This window comes from Thalassospira indica (assembly GCF_003403095.1).
GTDB classification, from domain to species: Bacteria; Pseudomonadota; Alphaproteobacteria; order Rhodospirillales; family Thalassospiraceae; genus Thalassospira; species Thalassospira indica.
This window is the reverse complement of the sequence record NZ_CP031555.1, coordinates 1221227-1245769: the sequence shown is the minus strand read 5'-3', so window position 1 is coordinate 1245769 and position 24543 is coordinate 1221227. Positions and strand designations below refer to the sequence as shown.

Sequence of the window (24543 nt, the reverse complement as noted above, 5' to 3'; positions counted from 1 at the left end):
ATGTTGCGCCCCGTCATGATGATCTTGGCCATGGCTGTCTTGCCGCTGCAGGTTCTTGCGGCAACGCAATCTGTGCCGTCAACTGACGGGGCGCTGATCTCTGCCATCGCCGGGGCTGCCCCCGGCGATGTGCTGCTGCTTGATCCGGGGCTCCATCAGGGTCCCATAGAACTCGATAGGCCCGTCACCATTGATGGTCAGGGCAAAGCAAAAATTTATGGAAACAAGACCGGAAGCGTCATTTCTGTAACCGGAACGGATATCACCATCCGTGGGCTTGAGATCGTGGGTTCGGGTTCAGCACATGAAACAATTGATTCCGGCATCCAGCTCCATCGGACAGCCGCACGTATTCTGGTCGAGGATAACCGCATCCTCGGAAACCTCTATGGGGTTGATATTCACGGCGCCAAACAAGCCACGGTGCGCGAAAATGTCATTATCGGACGCCGCGATCACAGACTGAATTCGCGTGGCAACGGCATATATGTCTGGAACGCGCCGGGAACACTGGTCGAAAACAACGAGATCCAATTCGGACGCGACGGCATTTTCGTGAACACCTCCAATCGCGGCGTCTTCCGTGGCAATCTGATGCGCGATCTGCGATTTGCGGTGCATTACATGTATGCCCATGATTCAGAAATCTCGGGCAATGTGTCGATTGGCAATCACCTTGGTTTTGCCCTGATGTATTCGAACCGCATCACGGTGCGCGATAATCTGTCTCTTGCTGATCGTGACCAGGGCTTGATGCTGAACTATACCAACAAGTCTGATCTGGTCGGAAATCTGGTACGCGGCGCAGGAGGGAAATGCCTGTTTATCTATAACGCGCATCACAATCTGATCGGGGACAACCGGTTCGAGGGCTGCCAGACCGGCATACATTTCACCGCTGGTTCCGAAAGCAATGCCCTGACAGGCAATGCCTTCATCGCCAACAAAACCCAGGTCAAGTATGTCGGGACCCGTGACGTCGAATGGAGTTTCGATGGCCGGGGAAATTTCTGGTCCGATCATCCGGTATTCGATCTTGATGGCAACGGCATTGCTGACAGCCGGTTCCGGCCAAACGATCTTGTCGATCATATTTTATGGTCCCAACCCGCAGCCGGTATGCTTTTGGGATCACCCGCCGTTCAATTGATCCGCTGGAGCCAGGCACACTTCCCCGCAACGTTGCCGGGCGGGGTCGTCGACAGCTTCCCGCTCATGAAACCGATCGAAATTCCGGTTCCCGAAGAAATCGTCTCTCTTGAAATGGCTGCTCGCGCCAATCCTGTCTGGCTGCGTGAAAGGACTGAAAATGTGTCTGACCCTCTCGCAAGTCACTAAACGCTATGATGATCATACCGTTCTTGATGCGGTTGGCTTTGATGTTGCCGCAGGTGAACGCGTTGCCTTGCTCGGCCATAATGGTGCCGGAAAATCGACACTGATGAAGATCATTCTCGGCCTTGTCACTGCAGAAGGGGGAACGGTTTCTGTCCATGGTCTTGCACCCGGAAGTTACCGGGCCCGCATGCAAACAGCCTATCTCGCGGAAAACGCGTCCTTTCATCCGTCGCTGACCGGACAAGAACAGCTTCGATATTATCTTCGACTTCGCGGCGAAGATCCCCGAAAGGCCGCATCGCTTCTTGAACGCGTCGGATTGGGGGCAGCAGCAAACCGCCGCATTGGCACCTATTCCAAGGGAATGCGCCAACGTGTCGGCATGGCTCAGGCGCTTATTGGTGAACCGAAACTCCTGATCCTTGATGAACCGACAAGCGGTCTCGACCCGGTATCACGACGCGAGTTCTATGTCATTCTTGATGAACTGGCAGCACAAGGCACCGCAATTCTTTTGTCTTCTCATGCCCTTACCGAGGTTGAGGCCAGAACTGATCGGATCGTCATTCTTTCGTCAGGCGTAATGGTCGCAAACGATACCCTGGCAAACCTGCGTCAACAGGCATCGCTACCCATCCACCTTCAGGTATCTGCCCAACGCGGCAAGGCAGACGAGGTCGCCCAAAAGCTTTCCGGGGAACGCAGCAACGGCGTGATGGTCGATCTGGTGTGCAATTCCGAGGAAAAGCTCGCACGTCTTGGCGATATCTCGGCACTGGGGCCATTGGTCGATGATGTCGATGTCATTCCGCCAAGCCTGGAAGATATCTATAGCCATTTCAGCAAACGGGGGAACGCATGAACAAGGTTCTGGCAACAGCCCATAGCGAATTCATCATTGCGCTTCGTAACCGCTGGGTCGCGATCTCTGTCGCGATGATGGTGTTGTTTTCTCTTGTGTTATCTGCGGCCGGCAGTGCCCCGACCGGCGCAGTTGGTGTGGATAAACTGTCCGTCACCGTCGCAAGCCTGACATCCCTTGCGGTGTATCTTGTGCCGTTGGTTGCACTGTTGATGTCATTTGACGCAATCGCAGGCGAAATCGAACGCGGCACCTTGTCCCTTGTTCTGACCTATCCCGTCGCCCGCGGGGAACTGGTCCTTGGAAAATTCATCGCCCATCTGGCGATCCTGAGTATCGCGGTCTTGGCCGGCTACGGAATTGCCACCGTCGCTGCGATTGCATCGGACCCCAATGCGCTTGTTGGTATCCCTGCCCTGTTTCGCCTGTTCTGGTCGTCGCTTCTTCTTGGCGCGACTTTCCTTGGCATTGGTTATGGCATATCGGCATTCGCACGCCGACCCGGCGCAGCAGCAGGGTTGGTGATCGGGCTCTGGCTGGTTCTAATCGTTTTATATGATCTTGGCCTCTTGGCAGCCATCGTCGCCGATGATGGCGGAACCTTCACAACGCATTATTTTCCGTGGCTGTTAATCGGCAATCCGGCAGATGCCTTTCGGATATATAACCTTGCCGTTTCGGATGCGACCGCTGCTGCAGCCGGCCTGACAGGGGCTGCCAATAGCATCCCCGCTGTTCATGCCCTGATATCCATGCTGATCTGGCCGGTGATTGCCACGGTCCTCGCCTGGCAGATTTTCAGGAGGGTGACACCATGATTTCCCGACTTGCGCTATCTCCAGTCACAATCGGCCTGCTTATTCTTGCCGGATGTCAACAGCAAACGAAAGATACCATGCCGCCACCGGTCGCCATGACCGAAGAAGCCGTCGGACATTTCTGCCAGATGAACATTCTTGAGCATGCAGGCCCGAAGGCACAAATTCATCTTGAAGGTGTACCCTATCCCCTGTTTTTCAGCCAGGTTCGCGATGGCATTGCCTATGAACGCATGCCCGAACAAAACTATAAAATCCGTGCGATTTACGTCACCGACATGTCGAGGGCCTATGACTGGGAAAATGTCGGACGAGAAAACTGGATACAGGCAACCAGCGCGCATTATGTCGTCGCCTCTGCCAAGACCGGGGGTATGGGGGCACCGGAACTTGTTCCCTTCTCCGATCAGGACGACGCCAAGAATTTCGTCAGTCGCCATGGTGGCCAGATAATGCGCCTTGAAGACATTGACGACGAGCTGGTTCTAAACAGTGCGCCACTCACACCATCTGGCGAGACACACGAAACGGCGATCATGCCAGATGACGACGATTATCGCGCGCGTCTTGAAAAACTTCGCAAAGAATGAGGTCCACCATGCCCGACTTTTCTCGACGCCGGTTTCTGACGATATTTGCCGCCGCTAGCGCACTATCGGCTGCACCGTTTGCATTAAAGGCACAGCATCCAGTCCGTACTTGGAAGGGCGTTGCAATGGGGTCTGCTGCATCGATCAGCCTGTCGCACCCCAACGCTGACGATATCCTTTTGCGTGCAACCCGCGAACTTGAACGACTGGAAAATATCTTCAGTCTCTATCGGGAAAATTCCACGCTTGCACAGTTGAACCGCGATGGTGTGATTAACACTCCGCCTTTCGAACTTTTGGAATGCCTGGGACTGTGCGGGACCATAAACCGGGCAAGTGGCGGGCTTTTTGATCCAACGGTTCAATCGCTTTGGCAAGTCTATGCGCAAAGCTATTCAGAAGGCCGGGCGCCCGAGAATGCATTGATCCGTAAAACGATTTCAAGAACAGGCTGGGACAAGCTTGTTATCAATCAGAGCCAGGTCAGCTTCAAAAGACCGAACATGGCAATGACCCTGAATGGAATTGCCCAGGGCTACGTTGCAGACCGTATCGCCAAGTTGCTTCGCGATGACGGATTGAACAACGTCCTGATCAATACCGGCGAGTTCGCGGCACTGGGTGGCCACCCTGAAGGTGAAGACTGGCCTGTTTCAATCAACACCGGATCAGAAATTCGAAAAGAAAGGGTAATGTTGCGCGACAACGCCTTGGCAACATCACTGCCGAACGGCACCTTCTTTGATCAGGCGGGCCTTGTTGGTCACATTCTTGATCCGCGCACCGGCCTTCCCGCACAAGCACGCCCAACGGCGGTTAGTGTGACAGCAACAAAGGCAGCTGTGGCAGATGGGCTCAGCACGGCAATTTGCCTTATGAATAAAGGCGAAGCAGACAAATTACTCGCACAGTTCCCAAGCGCAAAACTGGTCTAGCTTTGCCTCCCATACTGGATGACATTTCTGGCAAACGTTGGAACGCCGCTGACCTAGTGGGCCAGTTCCAGAAGTACGTCACGATCAAGTATCTGCAGTTTCGGCCCCGCTGATATGGCGCCAGATGCTTCAAGCTTGCGCAAGGACCGGGAAAACGTTTCTGGTGTAATACCGATCCGGCTGGCAATCTGGCGCTTATCGGGAAAGTTCTTGCCACTTGTGCCGTCGATGGTCGCGCCATTTCGGTCTTCAAAATCGATCAGAAACGCAGCAATTCGTTGGATCGGACGCGTATGACGCAGTTTATAGATTTCCTCAAGGAAGAACCGTTCCCACCGCAACAGGCTTGCCAGTACATCTCCGACAACGTCAGGCGCGCTTTTGAGGATGCCAAGATAGGCCGTGCGCGGAATGGCCACGATTTCACAATTCTCGACGACCTGACATTCAACCGGATAGGACCGGCCCGCAAAGGAAACTGCCTCCGCAAAGGAACCGGCCTCGGTCAGGAAATGCATCACTGTTTCATCCCCCTGCGAGGAGGTTTTCACAAGCCGCAAATGACCGGACAAAAGAATGTAGAAATATTCGGCCACATCACCGGCCCGAAAAAGATGTTCCCCCCGGTCATGGCTTTCGACCTTGCATGTTCCCAGCAGTGTCTTTAGCCGTTCTTCCCCAAGTGCCGCCAACAGCGGCACCTGAAAGATTACATCGTGATCTGCGCTAGACAGCGACCTTGAAACCATCAGACTGTTCCTCCCTGGCTTCACTGCTTGATAAACCACACCACTCGGCCAGCATCTCGGTATCTGCAATACGGATGATGTACCCGTTGGAGTGTTGGGAAACGCCATGTTCCGACAACTTTTTAAGCGCCCGGGAAAATGTCTCGCTTGTCATGCCAATCTTGCGAGCCAACGCAGACTTTTCCACGGTAAGCGGCGTTTCATGCACATCTCCGACAGGAACGGCATCTGCAAGCAAATATATCCCCAAACGTTGGGCCGCTGACCGGCATTTGAGTTCCTCGGTCTGGCGCAACATTTGACATAGTCTTTCTGTTACGACCGACATCATGGTTAGTGCCCGATCAAAGTGCGCCGAGAGAAAATCAGCAAAGGCAGCTCCGTCAATCCGGATGGCGGTCGTCGCGTCCAGCGTTTTGATTGAAACGGCGTAACAGGCTTCAGGTGCGAGCGCACACTCACCTACAAGCTGTCCGTCACCCAGCAAATCAATAACACCGTCCTTGCCCTCCCCGTCCGTGTAGGACAACTCAACATGCCCATTCACAATCAGAAAAAGGGCTGATGCTGGGTCTCCGGCATGAATGATTACCGTATCTGGATCATACCGAACCCACGTACACAATGACGCCAGTTCCAGAATGTCGTCTTTCGGCCAGTTTTTGAAATAGCGCCCAGACTGGAGAACACCCGAGATGCGATCAATATCTCTCATTGTGAAGTTTCCATGGAAAAACGCGGTGGTTGTTAAGCATTGGAACAAATCTAACATTCAACCGCTCGGGTTGGATTGTTCCATGTCAAACAAGTTGGTCAGGTCCATAAAACCAGATGCACTATCCAGCAAAAAAGCCCTGCTGATCAGCAGGGCTTTGCCACAAAAATGCTTAACGACATCGCCGTCACATTTTGCAGAAAACTATTCAAACCGTGGGAACAGGATCGAATTTTCCAAATACATATGGGCAACAAGATCTTCGATCAGCTTGCTGGTCCCGCTGTATAATCTGCGCCACGAACCACATACCCCGTCGGGCAAGGTGCAATTGTTCGTCAGTTTCTGCAGCTTGTGAATGGCTTGACCATGATCGTCATGCTCTTCGCGCATACAATGGATGGGCATGGCCAGTGCTGGCGTGATCGGGGTGTTCCGGCTCATTTCACGCATCGCCGGAAAAAGAACATTTTCCTCTTTCGTCATGTGCATATCAAGTTGCTCTGCCATTTCCATCAATGCATCTGCCAGCCCTACCGGCGCGTCCGGATGGTCACCATGGACAATTTCAATTTCGCGGGACAGCGCAATCAACTCGATCAATTCATCGCGGTGAACATCGTGATAGCGCGTAAGAATGAAATCGATAAACCCATCGACATCCCCCACATTTGGCAAGGTCAAAGGCCCCTTGGGAAGCGCACAGAGTTCCTCCGCAATCACATGCGGATCAAGTTCCTTGCGCTTTGCAGCTTCTTGAAGCGTCCGGTCAGGATGACAACAAAACCCGATGCGATGACGGCGAAAAACCAGCGTTGCGCCAGGGAAACATGAAATCAAGCCTCCCAGACTCTGATCAAGCAGTTCGGCGGGCTTAACGTCCAATGTTGCCATGTTCAACGCATCTTGCATAAAGGTGTCCTCCCTAAGATCGGCATCCAGCAAACAAAAGGGAGTTTAAACCAGCGATAATTTAGCAGATTGACGATGGTCAAATGGATTTATGCCAAAAAATGTTGCGGTCGGTTCTGTTTGATTATCACGTCAAAGTAACATCCTGTCGGGTTGTTCCAACTAAGCGTAATTCCAATCTCACGGTGATTTGACAAACATCAAACGCCAACCCGCCCGGGCCAGTGATACTTCGCCATGCAAAACGCCGGAGTATGCCGTGACAGAAAGCTATCCATCCTTTACGCCATTTTTGCTGGCAAACCCGTTCATACGCAATGCGCCAACCCTTTTGGTCGAGCGCATATGCCGCCACGCGATGGCGACGATGCATCATCGCTACAGACCGGTATTTGAACGGGTGGCAGAGCAAGAAGCATTCGCGTTGCTGATTTCTCCGACTGACCTGGATTTGCAATTCTATTTAAAAATAGATGCCGATCATCCTGAACTCCGCCCCGCAAGACATAGCGAAGAAGAAACTGTCGCAGCACAGATATCAGGACCGTTACCCGCATTGCTGGAGCTTCTTCAAGGGACATCGGATGGTGACGCACTGTTCTTTTCGCGCACATTGCGGATCAAGGGACGCACTGAACTTGTTGTCGCACTTCGCAATGCCCTGGATGGAGAATCAATTGATCTGCGATCCGCTGTGGCTGAAAGCTTTGGCGTGATGGGCCCTGCAGCCAGGGCAGCACTTGGCCTTGCCGAAAAGATTTATCGACAACTTCAGCACGACATGAACCGGACGGCAAATGCATTGACGTCCCCGACCGCCAAACGTTTGCTCGGCGTGGAAAAACGCACATCCGCGCAAGCGGTCACACTGGCTGAGATCGAGAAAACAATACAAAGGCGGAACCGCCATACGCGACCCAAACCGTCCGGTGCGGCCAAGGATGATTTCGCGCTGCCCGCAAATCCCTGATCCACAACCAGTCACAGGTTCAATATGGAACTCGTTTGTCCTGCAGGAACACCTGCCAGCCTGCATGCCGCCGTCGCGGCGGGTGCTGATGTTGTATATTGCGGTTTTCGGGACGCAACGAATGCCCGAAACTTTCCGGGATTGAACTTTTCACGTGCCGAATTACGCGATGCCGTCAAACACGCGCACAAGCACGGAGTTCATGTCTATCTCGCCTGCAATACCTATCCGCAAGCCGGGGCCGAAGAAATCTGGCATAAGGCAGTTGATGATGCCGTGGCAATTGGTGTCGATGCCATCATCCTTGCTGATATCGGTTTGCTGCGATATGCGCGCGGTCATCATCCTGACGCACGTTTGCATTTATCCGTGCAGGCATCGGCCTCGAACGAAGAAGCCATTCGATTTTATCATCAGGAATTCGGTGTACGGCGTGTTGTGCTGCCCCGTGTTTTGTCGCTTGATGAGATACGCACCCTAAATCAGCGCATACAGGTTGAAACAGAAGTATTCGCATTTGGCGGGATGTGCGTCATGGCCGAAGGTCGTTGTTCACTGTCTTCATACGCGACGGGCGAAAGTCCGAATATGAACGGCGTCTGTTCGCCGGCAGCACATGTTCACTATGAAGAACGCGGCGACGCGACAGTTTCCCGACTGGGGAACTTCACCATCAATATCTATGACAGCGATGAAAAGGTCGGCTATCCGACGCTGTGCAAGGGCCGGTTTCGTGCCATGGACAAATCCGGCTATCTGTTTGAAGAACCCACCAGCCTTGATGTCACCGCCATGCTGCCGGAACTTGCAGATGCAGGCGTTTCCGCGCTCAAGATCGAAGGGCGGCAACGCGGGAAGGCATATATATCGCAGGTCGTTGGCGCATTTCGAACATCACTGGACAAGATCGCCGAGGGCCAACTCAACGCGCGATCAAAACTCAGCACGCTGAGTGAAGGTCAAAGCGATACCACAGGTGCATACCGGAGAAGCTGGCAATGAAAAGATCGCGACTTGTTATGGGCCCGGTTCTTTTTCACTGGGACGAGGACCGCAAAAAGGATTTCTACAGCCGCATTGCAGATGAAACCGACGTCGATACCGTCCATGTTGGCGAAGTTGTCTGCGCAAAACGGATGCCCTTCTTTGACAAGCACCTCCCAAGCGTTATCGAACGACTTCAGCGCAGCGGCAAGGAAGTTGTTCTCTCTACACTCGCACTGGTGATGAATGAGCGCGAAGTTAATCAAATACGCGACATCGCGCAGATGCCCGACATTATGATTGAGGCCAACGATATTTCCGTTGTGCGTTTGCTCGCAGGTTAGCCGCACATGATTGGTCCCTACATCAACACCTATAATGAAGGGACGCTGTCCTACTTTGCCGAAAAAGGCGCTAAACGGATCGCCCTGCCATGGGAATTACCGATGTCCTCGATCGCAGCATTATGTGGCGCGCAGACCGCGGCCGAGATTGAGGTACAGGTATTTGGTCGTATGCCTTTGGCCATTTCGGCCCGCTGCTATTCAGCACGGGCGCAAGGCCTGCACAAGGATGGCTGCCGGTACGTTTGCGGGGACCACCTTGATGGCATGGATGTCGAAACACTCGACGATACGCCGTTTCTGGCGGTCAACGGGTTGCAAACCCTGTCCAGCCACTATGTTGAAATGGCGGACAATATCGCACAGATGCAAACCGCCGGTGTGACAGCGTTCCGCCTGTCGCCACATAGTCTGGACATGACAAGGGTTTCGGATCTCTATCGTCAAGTTCTCGCGCGTAAAACCGATCCGGAAGAACTCAGGCACCGCCTGAAGGAAATGCGTTTCCCGATGAACTTTGCCAACGGCTTCTTGCACGAAGCCCCTGGGGCCGAGTTTCGTCAGACGCGTGCGCGGCAGGCAGAATAAGAACCACGCCAGAACCCACCATGAAAGAAAGGGCTGCAATCTGACCGATCGCAGCCCTTCAATACATTCACAATTCGGGGAGTTAGCATGACATTACATTGTGAACACCAAGCAGCTTAACACTGCGATGTTAGGCACCCTTGACAATGATCAACTGGAAGTGCCCGAATGGAACCATGTCGGGAAGGGCACTAGATGTCCTCAATCCAGGTTTTCGCGGCAACCGCACGCGGCAAACCAAGAGGGCCGATAGACAACATCGCAATATGTAACAGATCTTCCTGTGCGATACCTTCGGCCTTGGCACGCCGGGTGTGTGAATGTACCGCTCCTTCAGAACCAATACCGATTGCAAGCGCAAGCTTTACAAGGCGGCGTTCCCGATCCGTCAAAGGTCCTGCCTCTGCAGCTGCCTTACCAAGTTCTGCATAAGCCTTCCAGATATCGGGATACTGGTCCGCCAGTGTTCCGGCAGCACCGGGCATAGATTTAACCATAGGCTCTCTCCTTACGTTTGATCATCGTCAATCAGAGATGTCGGCTTGGCAAATTTCTGAAGAAGGGCGGGGTTAGTTATCTCTATTTTTTCTCCGTTAACCGCGACCCCATATGCCTGAAGTGCCTTGAACGCGCGGCTGAGATTTTCGGGTGTCATCCCTAAAACCGACGCAAGTTGCCGTTTTTCCAGATCAAGATCGAAACTCGCCGGGGCACCATAGGCCCGATGTCGGGACAGCAAATAGTTCGCCAGACGTTCGAGGGCTGTGCGCAACTTCAGGTTCTTGGTGGTCTTGACCACTGAACGATAACAGGCGGCCAATTCGACGACAACCGCACGTGCAAAGCCTGCATCAAGGTCAAAGATCGCCCGAACATCCTGACTGGGGATCATGACAATCCGGCTTTTCTCCATTGTTCTGGCCGACATCAAATAGCGAGCATCGCGAATGGTAGCGGCAAGAATGAAAGTTGAAACCGGCTTGACGATCATGACACTCGTTTCCCGGTTATTCCAACTCGAAAACAGATCCACCGCGCCTGAGACCAAAACATGAAGGAAATCAGCACCTTCACCTTCACCTATCAGGTCAACATGCGGTGGAAATGTTTGCAAATAAGCGCCGCGCATGAGCTTGGCATAGTTCTCGTCGCTCATATCAGCGAAGAGATCCAGACTGCGTACCTCCGGGAAGGTCGAATCGGACATTTGTTCCTCTCTTGTCACCTTGCACAGAGACACGTCTGTCGCTTGATTGATATTTATCAAGCTTTCATTTGCTCTTGTTCTTGATATTCTTGATGTTCGGCAATTCGCCAGAACACATACTTGGCGTGCCTGTTTATTTCACCAAAGGGTTCCACGTTTTCTGATTTAGATCAACCCTGAGCGGCCCCTTCCCAACAGATGATCGGTATCGCAGCAAACACTGCAATATGATGACAGATGTTTGAGGGGATCGAACATGCATACCTTAGAAGGGGTATCCCGAACCGATCAATACCGCGCGTTGGGGCTTAGTACTTTTGCCTTTACGATATGTTTCGCGGTCTGGACAATCTTTTCGATTATCGGGGTTAAAATCAAACAGGACCTCGGGCTGAGTGATACTCAGTTTGGCCTGCTGGTTGCGACACCGGTTTTGACCGGTTCCGTTAGCCGCATTTTCCTTGGTGTCTGGACAGAACAGTTCGGCGGGCGGGTTATCTTTCCACTACAGATGCTGATTACGGCAATTTGTGTGTGGCTTCTGACCTCGGTTCAAAGCTATGAAGTTTTTCTGATCGCCGCACTTGGCCTTGGCCTTGCCGGTGGTTCCTTCATCGTAGGTGTCGCCTATACGTCGCGCTGGTTCGAAAAGGAACGTCAGGGCACCGCGTTGGGCATCTTTGGTTCCGGCAATGTCGGCGCGGCGGTTACAAACTTTGCCGCCCCGTTTCTGGTTGTTGCTTTGGGATGGGAAGAAACGGCGCGTATCTATGCCATTGTGCTGGCCATTACGGCTGTAGTGTTCTTCCTCCTGGCGAAAACCGATCCGCTACAAAAAGCACGTCTGGAATCTGGCGAAAAGCCGGTATCGACACGTTCGCAGCTTGAACCCCTGAAAGACATTCGGGTCTGGCGTTTTGCCACCTATTACTTCTTTGTCTTTGGTGGCTTTGTTGCACTCGCAAGCTTTCTGCCGCGCTACTATGTCGGGGCCTATGGTTTGGAACTGACGACTGCAGGTGTATTTGCAGGGCTTTATTCATTGCCCGGTTCCGTTTTTCGCGCGCTTGGCGGCTGGATGTCCGACAAATGGGGGGCACGTGCTGTCATGTACATGACATTCATCGTGTCCCTGATTGTTTTGTTCATCATGAGCTATCCCGAAACGACATACCTTGTTTCGGGCATCAACGGACCTATCCAGTTCAACTTCGGTGTTTCTGCGGGTCTGTTTGTCGCGATGACCGTGGTACTTGGGTTCGTCATGAGCCTTGGCAAGGCTGCGGTCTACAAACATATCCCGGTCTATTATCCATACCATGTCGGATCAGTGGGTGGTCTGGTTGGTATGATCGGCGGTCTGGGCGGCTTTTTCCTGCCAATCTCCTTTGGCGTTTTGCTTGATCTGACCGGTGTCTGGACAGCACCCTTTATGCTTTTGTTTGCGCTGGTGGCTGTATCAACAGTCTGGATGCATGTTGCGATCCGCCGGATGGAACGTGCCCGTCACCCGGGACTTGCAGACGAAAAATCTCTTTCCGATTTGCCCGACAAGCCACTGGGAAAACAGGTCGTAACGGATTGGAGACCCGAAGACAGCGGCTTCTGGTCAAACACAGGCAGTGCCATTGCACGCCGTAACCTCTGGATTTCCATTCCGTGCCTGTTGCTTGCCTTTGCGGTTTGGATGGTCTGGTCGGTCGTGGTTTCCAAGCTGCCGGTTATCGGCTTCACCTACACGACCGGCGAGTTGTTCTGGCTGGCGGCGCTTCCGGGGCTGTCGGGGGCAACCTTGCGGATTTTCTATAGCTTCATGGTGCCTATTTTTGGGGGCCGTGTCTGGACAACCGTAAGTACGGCATCTTTGCTGTTGCCAGCACTTGGTATCGGCTTTGCCGTTCAGGATCCCAACACATCCTATAGCTGGTTTCTTGTTCTGGCCCTGCTGTGCGGGTTCGGAGGCGGCAACTTTGCATCATCCATGGCAAACATTGCCTATTTTTACCCGAAAAGCTCCAAAGGTAATGCGCTTGCACTGAATGCCGGGCTCGGAAATCTCGGGGTTTCGGTCATGCAATTCGTCGTGCCATTGGTCATTACTGCCGGTGTATTCGGTGCGCTTGGGGGGGAAGGCCAGAATATCGCTGATGGCAGCACGATCTTTTTGCAGAATGCCGGGTTCATCTGGGTACCCTTCATCGTGGTTTCGACGATTGCTGCCTGGTTTGGCATGAACAGTATTGCCGATGCCAAAGCCAGTTTCAAAAAGCAGTCGATCATCTTCACCCGCAAACACAACTGGATCATGTGCATTCTTTATACGGGCACATTTGGCAGTTTTATCGGTTACTCCGCCGGGTTCCCGTTGTTGATGAACATTCAATTCCCGGAAGTTAATGCCCTTCAATATGCCTTTCTTGGCCCACTGGTGGGTGCATTGAGCCGTGCCGGAACCGGTTGGATATCCGACCGGCTCGGTGGTGGCCGCGTCACCTTCTGGACGTTCATCGGCATGATTGTCGCTGTTGCTGGTGTCCTTCAATTCCTGCCGCTTGGGGACAATACCGGCCATTTCTGGGGTTTCTTTGCCTGCTTCATGGCTTTGTTCTTCCTGACCGGTGTTGGAAATGCGTCAACTTTCCAAATGATCCCGTCGATCATGCGTCAGGAAATTCCACGCCTGATGCCCGATGCCGACCAGGCCACCCTGCTGAAACAGTCAGAACTCGAAAGTTCAGCCATCATCGCCTTTACCAGTGCGATTGCCGCCTACGGCGCATTCTTCATTCCAAAAGCCTATGGCACATCCATTGCGCTGACCGGTGGCCCGGCAGGTGCACTTTGGGGCTTTGCAGTCTTCTACGCAGTTTGTGTCGCAATCACCTGGTTCTACTACAGCCGCAAGAACGCACCGGTTCCTTGCTGATCACTTGAAATTCTCCCTGCCCGAACCTGCCGGTTCGGGCAGGGCCCCGCAGCCTTGAGGAGAAACGCCATGAGTCACCTCTTAGACAGACTGAACTTTTTTCAGAACAAAGAACTGGAAAAGTTTTCAAACAATCACGGTCACGTCACCCGCGAAAACCGCGACTGGGAAGACACCTATCGCAACCGCTGGCGCCATGACAAAATTGTTCGTTCGACACATGGTGTGAACTGCACCGGGTCGTGCAGTTGGAAAATCTATGTCAAATCCGGGATTGTCACCTGGGAAACCCAGCAGACCGATTACCCGCGCACCCGTGCCGGATTGCCAAACCATGAACCACGTGGTTGCGCCCGTGGGGCAAGCTATAGCTGGTATCTGTATTCTGCCAACCGCGTTAAAAACCCGCTGATCCGTGGCAAGCTGCTTAAGCTGTGGCGTCGGATGCGTTCGACAATGAACCCGATTGAAGCCTGGACAGCCATTCAAAATGACCCCGTCTTGCGCGCAAGCTATGTGGCAAGCCGTGGCAAGGGCGGGTTTGTCCGTGCAACCTGGGATGAGGCAACAGAACTGGTTGCCGCCGCAAACGCCTTTACGGCAAAAACTTATGGTCCTGACCGGGTGTTTGGTTTCTCGCCCATTCCGGCAATGTCGATGATCAGTTATGCGGCGGGCTCACGCTATCTCAGCCTTCTGGGCGGCGTGTGCATGTCATTCTATGACTGGTATTGCGATTTGCCGCCGGCGTCTCCGATGACCTGGGGGGAACAGACCGACGTTCCGGAATCCGCAGACTGGTACAATGCCGGATATCTGATCCTGTGGGGATCGAATGTGCCGCAAACCAGAACACCGGATGCGCATTTCTATACCGAGGCCCGGTATCGCGGAACCAAGTCAGCCGTCATTTGCCCGGATTATTCCGAAGCCGCAAAATTCGGTGACGTATGGCTGAATGCCAAGCAGGGTACGGATGCCGCACTGGCATTGGCGTTTGGCCATGTGATCCTGCGAGAATTCCATCTTGATCGTCAAACCGAATATTTCGAAGAATATTGCCGCAAATATTCGGACTTCCCGATGCTGGTGAAACTCGACGAAAAGAACGGTTCGCTTATTCCGGGGCGGTTCCTGCGCGCTTCTGATCTCAACGGCAAACTTGGCGAGGACAACAACCCCGACTGGAAAACCGTCGCGATTGACGAAAAGACCGGCAACCTGGTTGCGCCGAACGGGTCGATTGGCTACCGCTGGGGCGAAGCTGGTGAATGGAACCTGGAAGAACGTGCTGCGGGGGCTGACACCAACCTCAAGACGTCGCTGATCCTTGAAGAGGATCATGATGACATTGTCGGGGTTGATTTCCCCTATTTCGGTGGTGATGCCTCGGAGCATTTCGCAACTGATGCTCAGCATCCAAACATTCTGACCCGGAATATTCCGGTCAAACGCGTTCAGACTGCAGATGGGGAAATTATGGTTACGACCGTATTTGACCTGTTCTGTGCCAACTATGGCCTTGATCGCGGGCTGGGTGGCGACTGGGTCACCAGTGACTATGCCGACGGCATGCCCGGCACCCCGGCATGGGCCGAAAAGATTACCGGCGTTTCCGCCGACAAGATCATTCATGTTGCCCGTGAATTCGCCCAGAATGCCGAAAAGACCAAAGGCAAATCGATGGTCATCATCGGGGCTGCGATGAACCACTGGTACCACATGGATATGAACTATCGTGGTGTCATCAACATGCTGGTGATGTGCGGCTGTGTCGGCCAATCGGGTGGCGGTTGGGCCCACTATGTCGGACAGGAAAAACTCCGCCCGCAAACCGGCTGGCAACCACTGGCCTTTGCCCTTGATTGGGGACGCCCGCCCCGGCACATGAATTCGACCAGTGCCTGGTATGCCCATACCGATCAGTGGCGCTACGAGACGCTGACGGCCAAAGAAATCCTGTCTCCGACGGCGCCGGATGGGGACTGGGACGTTTCAATGATCGACTACAACATCCGTGCTGAGCGGATGGGGTGGCTGCCATCGGCACCGCAGCTGAAGACCAACCCGCTCGACGTTGCAAAGGCGGCGAAAGCCGCTGGCAAGGAAATTCCGGTCTATGTTGCCGAACAATTGAAGTCCGGAGATCTGGAAATGTCGTGCGAAGACCCGGATGATCCCAAAAACTGGCCGCGCAATCTGTTTGTGTGGCGGTCCAACCTGCTGGGGTCTTCGGGCAAGGGCCACGAATATTTCCTCAAACATCTGCTTGGCACTGACCACGGTGTCATGGGCAAGGATCTTGGCGAAGAAGGCCGTCAACTGCCCAAGGAAGCCAAATGGCATGATGAAGGCCCGCGCGGAAAGCTTGATCTTCTGGTCTGCATTGATTTCCGGATGAGCACGACCGCGGTCTATTCCGATGTCGTTCTGCCAACCGCAAGCTGGTACGAAAAGAACGATCTTAATACATCGGACATGCACCCGTTCATCCACCCGCTTCAGGCGGCTGTTAACCCGGCCTATGAAAGCAAGTCGGATTGGGAAATCTTCAAGGCCATTGCCAAGAAATTTCAGGAAATCGTTCCGGGTTATCTGGACAAGGAAACAGATATCGTTGCCTTGCCGATCCTTCATGACACACCGGGTGAAGTCGCCCAGGATCAGGTCAGGGACTGGAAGAAAGATGAATGCGAACTTATTCCCGGCAAGACTGCGCCAAACTATATCGCAGTTGAGCGCGATTACGCCGCAATCCATGACCGCTTTACCGCACTTGGTCCGTTGCTCGACAAGCTGGGCAATGGCGGCAAGGGGATCAACTGGAAGACCGAGCCGGAAGTTCAGCATCTTCGCGATTTGAACGGCGTGTGGCAGGAAGGTTCTGCCAAAGGCTGTGCGAAGATCGATACCGATATTGATGCCACAGAAGTGGTTCTGATGCTGGCACCCGAAACCAATGGTGAGGTTGCGGTCAAGGCATGGGATGCGCTTGGCAAGGTTACCGGACGCGATCACACACATCTTGCCCTTCCCAAGGAAGACGAAAAAATCCGCTTCCGCGATATTGCCGCCCAGCCGCGCAAGATCATCTCTTCGCCGACCTGGTCGGGACTTGAGTCCGAGCATGTCTGCTATAACGCGGGCTACACCAACGTTCACGAACTGATCCCGTGGCGAACCCTTACCGGGCGTCAGCAGCTTTATCAGGATCATCTGTGGATGCGGGCCTTTGGCGAAGGGTTTGTCTCCTATCGTCCGCCGGTCGATCTCAAGACCGTGACCGAGGAAATCAACGACGAGGCCCGTGACGGTGTGCCGCATGTCGTGCTGAACTTCATCACGCCGCACCAGAAATGGGGCATCCATTCGACCTATACCGACAACCTATTGATGCTCACACTCAACCGTGGCGGTCCGGTTATCTGGATCAGCGAACATGACGCGAAACGTGCGGGCATCGTCGATAACGACTGGGTGGAACTATACAACACCAACGGTGCGCTGACCGCGCGTGCGGTTGTATCCCAGCGCATCAAGGATGGTACGACCTTCATGTATCACGCTCAGGAGAAGATCGTGAATACGCCCGGCTCCGAGAAAACCGGCAATCGTGGCGGCATTCATAACTCTGTTACCCGCACCATCCTTAAACCCACGCATATGATCGGGGGCTATGCCCAGCAATCCTATGGTTTCAACTATTACGGAACCGTCGGGGCCAACCGTGATGAGTTCGTCATTGTCCGCAAAATGCAGAAAATCGACTGGCTTGACGAAGAAGCAAACGACAAGGAGGTCGGGAAATGAGAGTCCGCGCACAAATCGGCATGGTGCTGAACCTCGACAAATGCATTGGGTGTCATACCTGTTCGGTAACTTGCAAAAACGTCTGGACCAGCCGCGATGGCGTTGAATACGCCTGGTTCAACAACGTCGAAACCAAACCGGGTACCGGCTATCCGACCGACTGGGAAAACCAGAACCGCTGGAACGGTGGTTGGGAACGCACCAAGTCGGGCAAGCTGCAACCCAAACAGGGATCGAAATGGCGCATTCTGGCAAATATCTTTGCCAATCCGGATTTGCCGGAAATCGACGACTATTACGAGCCGTTCGACTTCGATTACGATCACCTGAAATCCGCCCCGGAAATGAAAGCCTTTCCGACGGCCCGTCCGCGCTCACGCATTACCGGCGAACGGATGGAAAAAATCGAAAAAGGTCCGAACTGGGAAGAGATTCTGGGCGGAGAGTTTTCGAAACGCTCGGAAGATTATAATTTCGAGGGCATCCAGAAGGAAATCTACGGCGAATACGAAAATACATTCATGATGTATTTGCCGCGCCTGTGTGAACACTGCCTGAACCCGGCATGTGCCGCAAGTTGCCCGTCTGGTGCGATTTACAAGCGTGAAGAAGACGGCATCGTCCTGATTGATCAGGAAAAATGCCGCGGATGGCGCATGTGTGTTTCCGGCTGCCCCTACAAAAAGGTGTATTACAACTGGTCGACCGGAAAGTCGGAAAAATGCACCATGTGCTATCCGCGTATTGAGTCCGGCAACCCGACGGTATGCTCCGAAACCTGTGTCGGGCGCATCCGCTATATCGGTGTCATGCTTTATGATGCTGACAAGATCGAAGCCGCGGCCAATGCCGAAGAAACCACCGATCTTTATGATGCCCAGCTTGGTGTGTTCCTGGATCCGAAAGATCCGGAAGTTATCGCGGCGGCCCGTGCCGACGGCATTCCGGAAGACTGGATCAAGGCAGCCCAGGACAGCCCGATCTGGAAAATGGCGATGGAGTGGAAAGTTGCCTTCCCGCTGCATCCGGAATACCGCACCCTTCCGATGGTTTGGTATATCCCGCCACTTTCCCCGATCCAGAATGCTGCCGAAGCCGGTGCAATCGGCATGGACGGGGCAATGCCCGATGTCCGCAACCTTCGCATTCCTTTGAAATACCTTGCCAATATGCTGACAGCAGGGGACGAGGAGCCAGTGGCACATGCTCTCGAACGGATGTTGGCCATGCGGGCCTATATGCGGTCGAAAACCGTCGATGGTGTCATTGATGAGTCGGTCGCCAAGCGCGTCGGTCTTGATGGTGCAACCATCGAGGACATGTACAAAATCATGGCGCTTGCCGATTACGAAGACCGGTTCGTCATCCCGACCACCCATCGCGAACAGGTCGAGGAAGCCTATGACCTGCGTGGCGGCGAAGGGTTCACCAACTGCAACGGTTGTTCTTCGGGCATCAGTCAGGGGTCCCTGTTTGGTGGCAGCAAGAAGCCTCTGAAAATGCCAGAGGAGGTACGCTGATGGACCGCACACTCAAATCGTTCTCGCTTCTGCTGAGCTATCCGACAACAGAACTGCAAGAAGCCATGCCTGAAATCGGTGGTGTTCTGGCATCGGACACCCGCCTGACAGCGGCGGCGCGTCGCGATCTGCGACCGTTGGTAGAGGCCATGTCAAACGATGACATCTACGATCTTCAGGAACGTTTCGTCATGCTGTTTGATCGTTCGCGCAGCCTGTCACTTAACCTGTTCGAACATGTTCACGGCGAAAGCCGCGACCGTGGTGGTGCCATGGTCAGCCTGCTTGAAACATATCGGGCTGGCGGCTTTGAACCGGCAACAACGGAGCTTCCAGACCATCTTCCTGTTCTGCTGGAATTCCTGTCAACCCGGCCGCGTGCAGAGGTGCAGGACACATTGGCTGACGCAGCACACATCTTTGAGGCAATCCGCGCCCGTCTTGAAAATCGCGAAAGCCCCTATCAGGCGGTGTTTTCCGCCTTGCAGCAACTGGCCAATGTCACGGCTGACGCCAATGCCGTTGCCGAACTCCTTGAACAACCTGAAGACGACCCCAATGACCTCGAGGCCCTCGACGAAGTCTGGGAGGAAAGCGAGGTCACGTTTGGACCGGACCCGAATGCCGGTTGCCCGCAGGTGCGTGACATTCTGTCGCGTATTGATCAACCCGCTGGACCGGTACCGCCGGCAGCAGCAGAGTAAAGGAGGCCCAAATGCATAACTTCCTTTTCGGGATCTATCCCTATATCGCGCTATCGGTCCTGGTTATCGGCTCTATCGCCCGATATGAACGTGATCCCTTCACCTGGAAAACATCATCAAGTCAGCTTCTGCGTCGCAGGCAATTGATGCTGGGCTCCGTTCTGTTCCATGTCGGTGTGCTGGTCATTTTCTTTGGCCATCTGGTCGGACTTTTGACGCCAATCTGGATTTTTGATGCCCTTGGGATCACTCATGGTGCCAAACAGACCCTGGCAGTTGTGGCCGGTGGCATTGCCGGTGTCATGGCCCTGATTGGCGGCCTGATGCTGTTTCATCGCCGGATCACCGATCCGCGTATCCGCAAAACGTCAAGCTTTGCCGATATAGGCATTCTGGCCCTGTTGCTGGCACAGCTTTTTCTTGGGATCGGCACCATCTTTGTGTCGCTTGAACATCTCGACGGGTATGAGATGACCAAGTTCATGGCTTGGGCACAGGGAATTTTCACGTTCCAGTCTGATGCCGCCAGCCACATTACCAATGTGGCCTGGATCTTCAAACTGCATCTGGTTCTGGGCCTGACGATTTTCCTGGTGTTCCCGTTCACGCGCCTTGTGCACATGCTGTCAGTTCCAGTGCGGTATTTCTTGCGTCCGGGGTATCAGATTGTCCGGTCACGCCGCACCAGACCTTTGTCACATCGATAATGGACAGTCGGCGCATTCATGCGCCGACGACTTCCTGCAAACAAAGGACAAAGCGCTATGAATACGCAAATGTTTCCCGATCTCGTCATCAATGGCGAAACCATTCCGCAAACAGCGGTTGCTGCGGAATTGCAAAACCACACAGCGTCAAAGGACAATTTTGCCGACGCTTTGCGTAACGCGGCAAATGCACTGGTCATCCGTACCCTGTTGCTTCAGGAAGCGCGCAAAAACGGTATTGAAGCAGTCCCGCAGGAAGTTTCACCAAACCGGTTTGAAACCAACGAAGAGGCCATGATCCGCGCATTGCTTGAAGCAGAAATCGATATCATCCCCCCAAGCGAAGACGCCATTCGTGCCGAATGGCAAAAGGATCCTGAACGGTTTCGCTCGATGCCGTTGTGGGAAGTGTCCCACATTCTGTGCAAATGCGATCCGAATGACGCCGTGGAGAGAGAACTGGCCCTCAGACGGGCAAACGATATCCTCAGCGAACTTCGCAAAGGTGGGCAAACGTTTGAAAATATTGCACGCACGCAAAGCGACTGTGGATCGCGTTCAGCTGGCGGATCGCTTGGTCAGTTGCGCCCCGGCGACACGGTGCCGGAATTTGAAGCCTCTCTTCGCCAGCTTTCTGAGGGCGAAATCGCGCCCGAGCCTGTACTGAGCAGATATGGCTATCACGTCCTCCGGCTAGATGCACTGGCAGAGGGGCATCCACTGCCGTTCGAGACCGTGAAACCAAAAATCTCCGAAGCGATGGAAAAAGCCCAATGGGCCCGCAAGGCAAAGGCGTTTGTCGACGGCCTTATTGCGTCCTCCTCCATCACCGGAGCCGACCTTGGACGCGGGACCAACAATACGAAACCCAATTAAGCGCGCGGTTTTAGCGCATATAACCCACAACCGGTGTGAGGTTTCCATGCTTGAAAACCTTTTGGAACGAAACAAGGTCTGGTCGCGATCACGGCAAGACGAAGAGCCGGGATATTTTTCCAGACTGGCAAGCCATCAGGCGCCAGAGTTTTTCTGGATCGGATGTTCAGACAGCCGGGTACCGGCCAACGTTGTTGCCGGGCTTGATCCCGGAGAAGTTTTTGTTCACCGCAACGTTGCAAACGTGGTGCATTCATCAGACCTGAACCTTCTGTCTGCGCTGGAGTTTGCCGTCGAAACCCTGAAGATCCGCGAGATTATTGTTTGCGGTCACTACGGGTGTGGTGGGGTGAAAGCCGCGACGGAGGACCTTCCCCATGGCTTGGCCGATCACTGGCTTGAACCAATCCGTCGTCAAGCCCGCTATCATGCCCGTGCACTTGACCAGCACAGTGACATCGAGGTGCGGCGTGACAGGCTCGCGGAGCTCAATGTGATTGAGGGTGTTAGCCGGGTGGCCGAAACCCCGATCATGCGGCGTGCCTGGCGCGCTGGCGCAGAAATCAAAATTCATGGCCTGATTTATAGCCTGAAAGACGGCCTTCTGCGTGACCTTGGATGCACGATCCGTCGATCGGATTTTCCCAATTCCGAGGAACAGGCTTCCTGACTCAGGTGAGCTATTCCCCGACGAAACGAAACAAGGAATACGAAGATGAAAATCGCATACACGATGGCAGCGGGTAGAGGCGACACAGACTTGCTTTTGTCGCGCGTTGCCCGGTGCCTCTTGGACAAGGGCTTGCGCGTTTGCGGAACAGTCCAGATCAATTCAGAACGGGAAATGGACGATCCGTGCGATATGGATGTCAAGGTACTGCCGGATGGTCCGGTTATTCGCATTTCTCAGGCACTGGGCAAACATTCACGCGGCTGCCGCCTCGATACAAGTGCACTGGAAGATGCCGTTGGCTTCGTCACCCAGGAGCTTCAAAAAGGTGCTGATGTTCTCATTATCAACAAATTCGGCAAGCACGAGGCCGAAGGGCGCGGTTTTCGGGATGTCATTGCCGATGCTTTGGTAAAAGACATCACGGTATTGGTCGGCCTGAACCAACTAAACCTCGAAGCATTCAAGGAATTTGCCGGAGGTCTGGAAATCGCCTTGCCTCCAAAAGAAAACGATCTTTTTGATTGGCTTGAGGAGAATTGTGCGTTGGCCCAGCCAGCCTAGCACACGCATTAACCGAATATGACAACGTCACGAAAACACCCGAGGCAAAAAGTGAGACCATTGGTAGACGGGGGAGACTTTACCAGGGATAATAATCATATCGTATGATTATTATCCTGTGCCACAAAGGGTGATATCTGCCAAAACAACTACAGCGTTACCGAAGTAGCTTTAGGATTAAATATCAAAATTGGTCGGCAGAACGATCATGTCGCGGATGGTGACGGTTCTTGGACGTGAGAGCATATAAATCACGGCATCCGAAACTTCTTCAGGATCAAGCAGCGCACCATTTTCCTTCGCCTTGCGCAGATTTTCTTCCGGCCAGTCGGCCAGAAGTGCTGACACAACAGGCCCTGGTGACACCTGGCCCACGCGAATGCCGTGTTTGTTCAGCTGGCGGCGCATGGTCTGGACAAAGCAGGTAATTGCCCATTTCGACCCGGAATAGACCGGCTCCCATTGAATGGGCATGTGGCCTGCAACCGAGGCGGTGACAATAATATCGCCCGTACCGCGTTCCTGCATATGCGGAATGACATCGCGGACATTCTTCATCACCGCATTCACATTCAAATTCAGCATCCGGTCGATGGTCGCTGTATCAGTTTCAGTCAAATCACCACCGATATAAGAACCTGCATTGCAATGCAGAATGTCGATCTGATCGACCTTTTGCAGGATTTCCGGAACCATCGCCGCACAGCTGTCTGCATCAAGCAGATTGGTATGTTGGGCAATGGCATTGGGGCCGAGCTCTGCTGTCAATTCCGCCAGCGCATCCTTGTTATAATCGACCATGACAACCTTTGCGCCTGCATCAAGCAGTGCACGTGTGGTGGCAAGGCCGATACCCGACGCCGCACCTGTAACAACGGCAATCTTGCCCGCAAGTGATTGAGCCATAATCTATCTCCGAAAAAATAAGGATTTGATTGGATCAGACAGCCAGAAAACCGCCATCGACAGGAAGAACCGCGCCACTGACAAAGGACGCTTCATCATCCAGCAACATGACAATAGATCGCGCGACTTCTTCGACCTCGGCAAAGCGGCCATGGGGATGACGCACCATCATCGGGTCGCGTTTTGCCGGGTCTGACCAAGCCGCGGCCGCCAGTTCCGTCATGGTCACGGTCGGAGCCACCGCATTGACACGAATGCCATGTGGGCCAAGTTCCTTGGCCATCACACGCGTCGCACCTTCGAGCCCGGCCTTGGACGCGGCATAACACATATGGTCGACAAAGCCGCGATGACCGGCAATGGACGTGACATTGACAATCGCCCCGCCCCCGCCCGCCGCAACGCGTGCGCAGGCAAACTCCTGCGCGCATATAAGGGCAGCACGCAGATTGATCCCCATGACGGTTTCATATCCCGCATCAGTCATCTCAAGCACGCTTTCAAGGACGTTGGTCCCCGCGCAATTGATCAGATAATCCGCCGGGCCCGCGGATTTCATCGCGTCGCGGGCAGCATCGCTATCGGCCAGATCAACACGAATGCCCTCTGCGCCGATGTCGGCCGCCAGCGCATCAAGGTCGGCTTGCGTGCGTGCCATGGCAATGACGGACGCGCCGCGTTTGGCCATGTTTTCCGCACTGGCACGCCCGATGCCCTTACCGGCCCCGGTGATGATGACTTTCTTCCCTGAAAATGTATCTGTCATATCTCGACGTTTTCCCTGATGTAAGATCGCACAATGCCCTGTTTCTATTGCCATATACCCTGGCTTACTGGCGTGCGCAGAA

The 24543-nt window shown here is 53.8% G+C and carries 24 protein-coding genes; 17 read left to right on the top strand and 7 right to left on the bottom strand.

Translation table 11 applies throughout. From position 1 onward, the window contains the following. The 5 genes from DY252_RS05930 (at nt 1) to DY252_RS05910 (ending at nt 4543) form a co-directional block, all read left to right on the top strand. Nucleotides 1–1338 carry a nitrous oxide reductase family maturation protein NosD gene (locus tag DY252_RS05930; protein WP_064787261.1) on the top strand — a complete coding sequence of 446 codons (1338 nt, stop codon included), beginning with the start codon at nt 1–3 and terminating at the stop codon, nt 1336–1338. Then, a complete protein-coding gene (locus tag DY252_RS05925) occupies nt 1310–2200 on the top strand; it encodes an ABC transporter ATP-binding protein (RefSeq protein WP_064787262.1) in 891 nt (296 codons plus the stop codon). The genes DY252_RS05930 and DY252_RS05925 overlap by 29 nt, the downstream gene beginning before the upstream one ends. Continuing rightward, entirely contained in the window at nt 2197–3018 is an 822-nt protein-coding gene (locus tag DY252_RS05920) for an ABC transporter permease (protein WP_064787263.1), read from the top strand. Before DY252_RS05925 ends, DY252_RS05920 begins: the two co-directional genes overlap by 4 nt. Before the next feature lie 77 nt (nt 3019–3095). Next, nucleotides 3096–3608, top strand: a complete 513-nt coding sequence (locus DY252_RS05915; RefSeq protein ID WP_197482540.1) for a nitrous oxide reductase accessory protein NosL — start codon at nt 3096–3098, stop codon at nt 3606–3608. 8 nt (nt 3609–3616) lie between these two features. Then, nucleotides 3617–4543, top strand: a complete 927-nt coding sequence (locus DY252_RS05910) for an FAD:protein FMN transferase (RefSeq protein ID WP_064787265.1) — start codon at nt 3617–3619, stop codon at nt 4541–4543. A gap of 53 nt (nt 4544–4596) precedes the next feature. Here the strand turns inward: DY252_RS05910 and DY252_RS05905 are convergent, their stop codons facing one another. The 3 genes from DY252_RS05905 to DY252_RS05895 all read right to left on the bottom strand — a co-directional run bounded on the left by DY252_RS05905 (nt 4597) and on the right by DY252_RS05895 (nt 6919). Beyond that, complete coding sequence (locus tag DY252_RS05905) at nt 4597–5292, bottom strand: Crp/Fnr family transcriptional regulator (RefSeq protein ID WP_064787266.1); 696 nt, start codon at nt 5290–5292, stop codon at nt 4597–4599. Then, a complete protein-coding gene (locus tag DY252_RS05900; protein WP_064787267.1) occupies nt 5270–6007 on the bottom strand; it encodes a Crp/Fnr family transcriptional regulator in 738 nt (245 codons plus the stop codon). Before DY252_RS05900 ends, DY252_RS05905 begins: the two co-directional genes overlap by 23 nt. Nucleotides 6008–6211: 204 nt before the next feature. Further along, nucleotides 6212–6919, bottom strand: coding sequence for a DUF542 domain-containing protein (locus DY252_RS05895; protein ID WP_082923311.1), 708 nt, complete (start codon nt 6917–6919; stop codon nt 6212–6214). Between the two features lie 259 nt (nt 6920–7178). On the opposite strand from DY252_RS05895, the gene ubiT reads away from it, so the two are divergent. From ubiT to DY252_RS22330, 4 genes are read left to right on the top strand one after another with little or no spacing between them, the layout of a single operon-like run. Next, a complete protein-coding gene (gene ubiT, locus DY252_RS05890; RefSeq protein ID WP_064787268.1) occupies nt 7179–7889 on the top strand; it encodes a ubiquinone anaerobic biosynthesis accessory factor UbiT in 711 nt (236 codons plus the stop codon). 24 nt (nt 7890–7913) lie between these two features. Beyond that, nucleotides 7914–8891 (top strand): ubiquinone anaerobic biosynthesis protein UbiU, encoded by a 978-nt coding sequence (ubiU, locus tag DY252_RS05885; RefSeq protein WP_064787269.1) that lies wholly within the window; start codon nt 7914–7916, stop codon nt 8889–8891. Beyond that, nucleotides 8888–9217 carry a hypothetical protein gene (locus tag DY252_RS22335; RefSeq protein ID WP_197482541.1) on the top strand — a complete coding sequence of 110 codons (330 nt, stop codon included), beginning with the start codon at nt 8888–8890 and terminating at the stop codon, nt 9215–9217. Before ubiU ends, DY252_RS22335 begins: the two co-directional genes overlap by 4 nt. A 6-nt stretch (nt 9218–9223) precedes the next feature. Beyond that, entirely contained in the window at nt 9224–9805 is a 582-nt protein-coding gene (locus tag DY252_RS22330) for a U32 family peptidase (protein WP_197482542.1), read from the top strand. Between the two features lie 191 nt (nt 9806–9996). Here the strand turns inward: DY252_RS22330 and DY252_RS05875 are convergent, their stop codons facing one another. Together DY252_RS05875 and DY252_RS05870 are read right to left on the bottom strand one after the other, a co-directional pair. Then, nucleotides 9997–10302, bottom strand: a complete 306-nt coding sequence (locus DY252_RS05875) for a carboxymuconolactone decarboxylase family protein (RefSeq protein ID WP_064779672.1) — start codon at nt 10300–10302, stop codon at nt 9997–9999. 11 nt (nt 10303–10313) lie between these two features. Beyond that, nucleotides 10314–11072, bottom strand: a complete 759-nt coding sequence (locus DY252_RS05870) for a helix-turn-helix domain-containing protein (protein ID WP_231959604.1) — start codon at nt 11070–11072, stop codon at nt 10314–10316. Between the two features lie 196 nt (nt 11073–11268). Between DY252_RS05870 and DY252_RS22670 the strand changes: the two genes are divergently transcribed. From DY252_RS22670 to DY252_RS05830, 8 genes are all read left to right on the top strand, one after another. Next, nucleotides 11269–13938: a nitrate/nitrite transporter gene (locus DY252_RS22670; RefSeq protein WP_064787271.1), complete on the top strand. Its 2670-nt coding sequence runs from the start codon at nt 11269–11271 to the stop codon at nt 13936–13938. A 69-nt stretch (nt 13939–14007) separates the two neighbouring features. Continuing rightward, nucleotides 14008–17748, top strand: coding sequence for a nitrate reductase subunit alpha (locus DY252_RS05860; RefSeq protein WP_064787272.1), 3741 nt, complete (start codon nt 14008–14010; stop codon nt 17746–17748). Beyond that, complete coding sequence (gene narH / locus DY252_RS05855) at nt 17745–19268, top strand: nitrate reductase subunit beta (protein WP_064787273.1); 1524 nt, start codon at nt 17745–17747, stop codon at nt 19266–19268. Before DY252_RS05860 ends, narH begins: the two co-directional genes overlap by 4 nt. Further along, on the top strand, nt 19268–19972 hold the full coding sequence (narJ, locus tag DY252_RS05850) for a nitrate reductase molybdenum cofactor assembly chaperone (RefSeq protein ID WP_064779675.1): 705 nt from the start codon (nt 19268–19270) through the stop codon (nt 19970–19972). Before narH ends, narJ begins: the two co-directional genes overlap by 1 nt. Nucleotides 19973–19983: 11 nt before the next feature. After that, nucleotides 19984–20679 (top strand): respiratory nitrate reductase subunit gamma, encoded by a 696-nt coding sequence (gene narI / locus DY252_RS05845; RefSeq protein WP_064787274.1) that lies wholly within the window; start codon nt 19984–19986, stop codon nt 20677–20679. Between the two features lie 57 nt (nt 20680–20736). Continuing rightward, nucleotides 20737–21555 (top strand): peptidylprolyl isomerase, encoded by an 819-nt coding sequence (locus DY252_RS05840; RefSeq protein ID WP_064787275.1) that lies wholly within the window; start codon nt 20737–20739, stop codon nt 21553–21555. Nucleotides 21556–21601: 46 nt separating this feature from the next. Next, entirely contained in the window at nt 21602–22225 is a 624-nt protein-coding gene (locus DY252_RS05835) for a carbonic anhydrase (RefSeq protein WP_064787276.1), read from the top strand. A gap of 45 nt (nt 22226–22270) precedes the next feature. Beyond that, the gene (locus DY252_RS05830; RefSeq protein WP_064787277.1) at nt 22271–22789 is read left to right on the top strand and encodes a DUF2478 domain-containing protein; all 519 of its coding nucleotides are present in this window, start codon (nt 22271–22273) and stop codon (nt 22787–22789) included. A 177-nt stretch (nt 22790–22966) separates the two neighbouring features. On the opposite strand, the gene DY252_RS05825 is transcribed toward DY252_RS05830, so the two are convergent. Continuing rightward, nucleotides 22967–23695, bottom strand: a complete 729-nt coding sequence (locus tag DY252_RS05825; protein WP_064787278.1) for an SDR family oxidoreductase — start codon at nt 23693–23695, stop codon at nt 22967–22969. Nucleotides 23696–23729: 34 nt separating this feature from the next. Next, the gene (locus DY252_RS05820) at nt 23730–24461 is read right to left on the bottom strand and encodes an SDR family oxidoreductase (RefSeq protein ID WP_064787279.1); all 732 of its coding nucleotides are present in this window, start codon (nt 24459–24461) and stop codon (nt 23730–23732) included. Nucleotides 24462–24543 lie beyond the last annotated feature (82 nt).

What these genes read in the sequence shown, in the direction of transcription:
- DY252_RS05820 (WP_064787279.1), bottom strand. Translation starts at nt 24,461, where the DNA reads ATGACAGATACATTTTCAGGGAAGAAAGTCATCATCACCGGGGCCGGT.
- DY252_RS05920 (WP_064787263.1), top strand. Translation starts at nt 2,197, where the DNA reads ATGAACAAGGTTCTGGCAACAGCCCATAGCGAATTCATCATTGCGCTT.
- DY252_RS05830 (WP_064787277.1), top strand. Translation starts at nt 22,271, where the DNA reads ATGAAAATCGCATACACGATGGCAGCGGGTAGAGGCGACACAGACTTG.
- DY252_RS05900 (WP_064787267.1), bottom strand. Translation starts at nt 6,007, where the DNA reads ATGAGAGATATTGATCGCATCTCGGGTGTTCTCCAGTCTGGGCGCTAT.
- DY252_RS05835 (WP_064787276.1), top strand. Translation starts at nt 21,602, where the DNA reads ATGCTTGAAAACCTTTTGGAACGAAACAAGGTCTGGTCGCGATCACGG.
- DY252_RS22335 (WP_197482541.1), top strand. Translation starts at nt 8,888, where the DNA reads ATGAAAAGATCGCGACTTGTTATGGGCCCGGTTCTTTTTCACTGGGAC.
- ubiU (WP_064787269.1), top strand. Translation starts at nt 7,914, where the DNA reads ATGGAACTCGTTTGTCCTGCAGGAACACCTGCCAGCCTGCATGCCGCC.
- DY252_RS22670 (WP_064787271.1), top strand. Translation starts at nt 11,269, where the DNA reads ATGCATACCTTAGAAGGGGTATCCCGAACCGATCAATACCGCGCGTTG.
- DY252_RS05905 (WP_064787266.1), bottom strand. Translation starts at nt 5,292, where the DNA reads ATGGTTTCAAGGTCGCTGTCTAGCGCAGATCACGATGTAATCTTTCAG.
- DY252_RS05930 (WP_064787261.1), top strand. Translation starts at nt 1, where the DNA reads ATGTTGCGCCCCGTCATGATGATCTTGGCCATGGCTGTCTTGCCGCTG.
- DY252_RS05915 (WP_197482540.1), top strand. Translation starts at nt 3,096, where the DNA reads ATGCCGCCACCGGTCGCCATGACCGAAGAAGCCGTCGGACATTTCTGC.
- DY252_RS22330 (WP_197482542.1), top strand. Translation starts at nt 9,224, where the DNA reads ATGATTGGTCCCTACATCAACACCTATAATGAAGGGACGCTGTCCTAC.
- narH (WP_064787273.1), top strand. Translation starts at nt 17,745, where the DNA reads ATGAGAGTCCGCGCACAAATCGGCATGGTGCTGAACCTCGACAAATGC.
- DY252_RS05875 (WP_064779672.1), bottom strand. Translation starts at nt 10,302, where the DNA reads ATGGTTAAATCTATGCCCGGTGCTGCCGGAACACTGGCGGACCAGTAT.
- DY252_RS05895 (WP_082923311.1), bottom strand. Translation starts at nt 6,919, where the DNA reads ATGCAAGATGCGTTGAACATGGCAACATTGGACGTTAAGCCCGCCGAA.
- DY252_RS05860 (WP_064787272.1), top strand. Translation starts at nt 14,008, where the DNA reads ATGAGTCACCTCTTAGACAGACTGAACTTTTTTCAGAACAAAGAACTG.
- narI (WP_064787274.1), top strand. Translation starts at nt 19,984, where the DNA reads ATGCATAACTTCCTTTTCGGGATCTATCCCTATATCGCGCTATCGGTC.
- DY252_RS05925 (WP_064787262.1), top strand. Translation starts at nt 1,310, where the DNA reads ATGTGTCTGACCCTCTCGCAAGTCACTAAACGCTATGATGATCATACC.
- DY252_RS05825 (WP_064787278.1), bottom strand. Translation starts at nt 23,695, where the DNA reads ATGGCTCAATCACTTGCGGGCAAGATTGCCGTTGTTACAGGTGCGGCG.
- narJ (WP_064779675.1), top strand. Translation starts at nt 19,268, where the DNA reads ATGGACCGCACACTCAAATCGTTCTCGCTTCTGCTGAGCTATCCGACA.
- DY252_RS05840 (WP_064787275.1), top strand. Translation starts at nt 20,737, where the DNA reads ATGAATACGCAAATGTTTCCCGATCTCGTCATCAATGGCGAAACCATT.
- DY252_RS05910 (WP_064787265.1), top strand. Translation starts at nt 3,617, where the DNA reads ATGCCCGACTTTTCTCGACGCCGGTTTCTGACGATATTTGCCGCCGCT.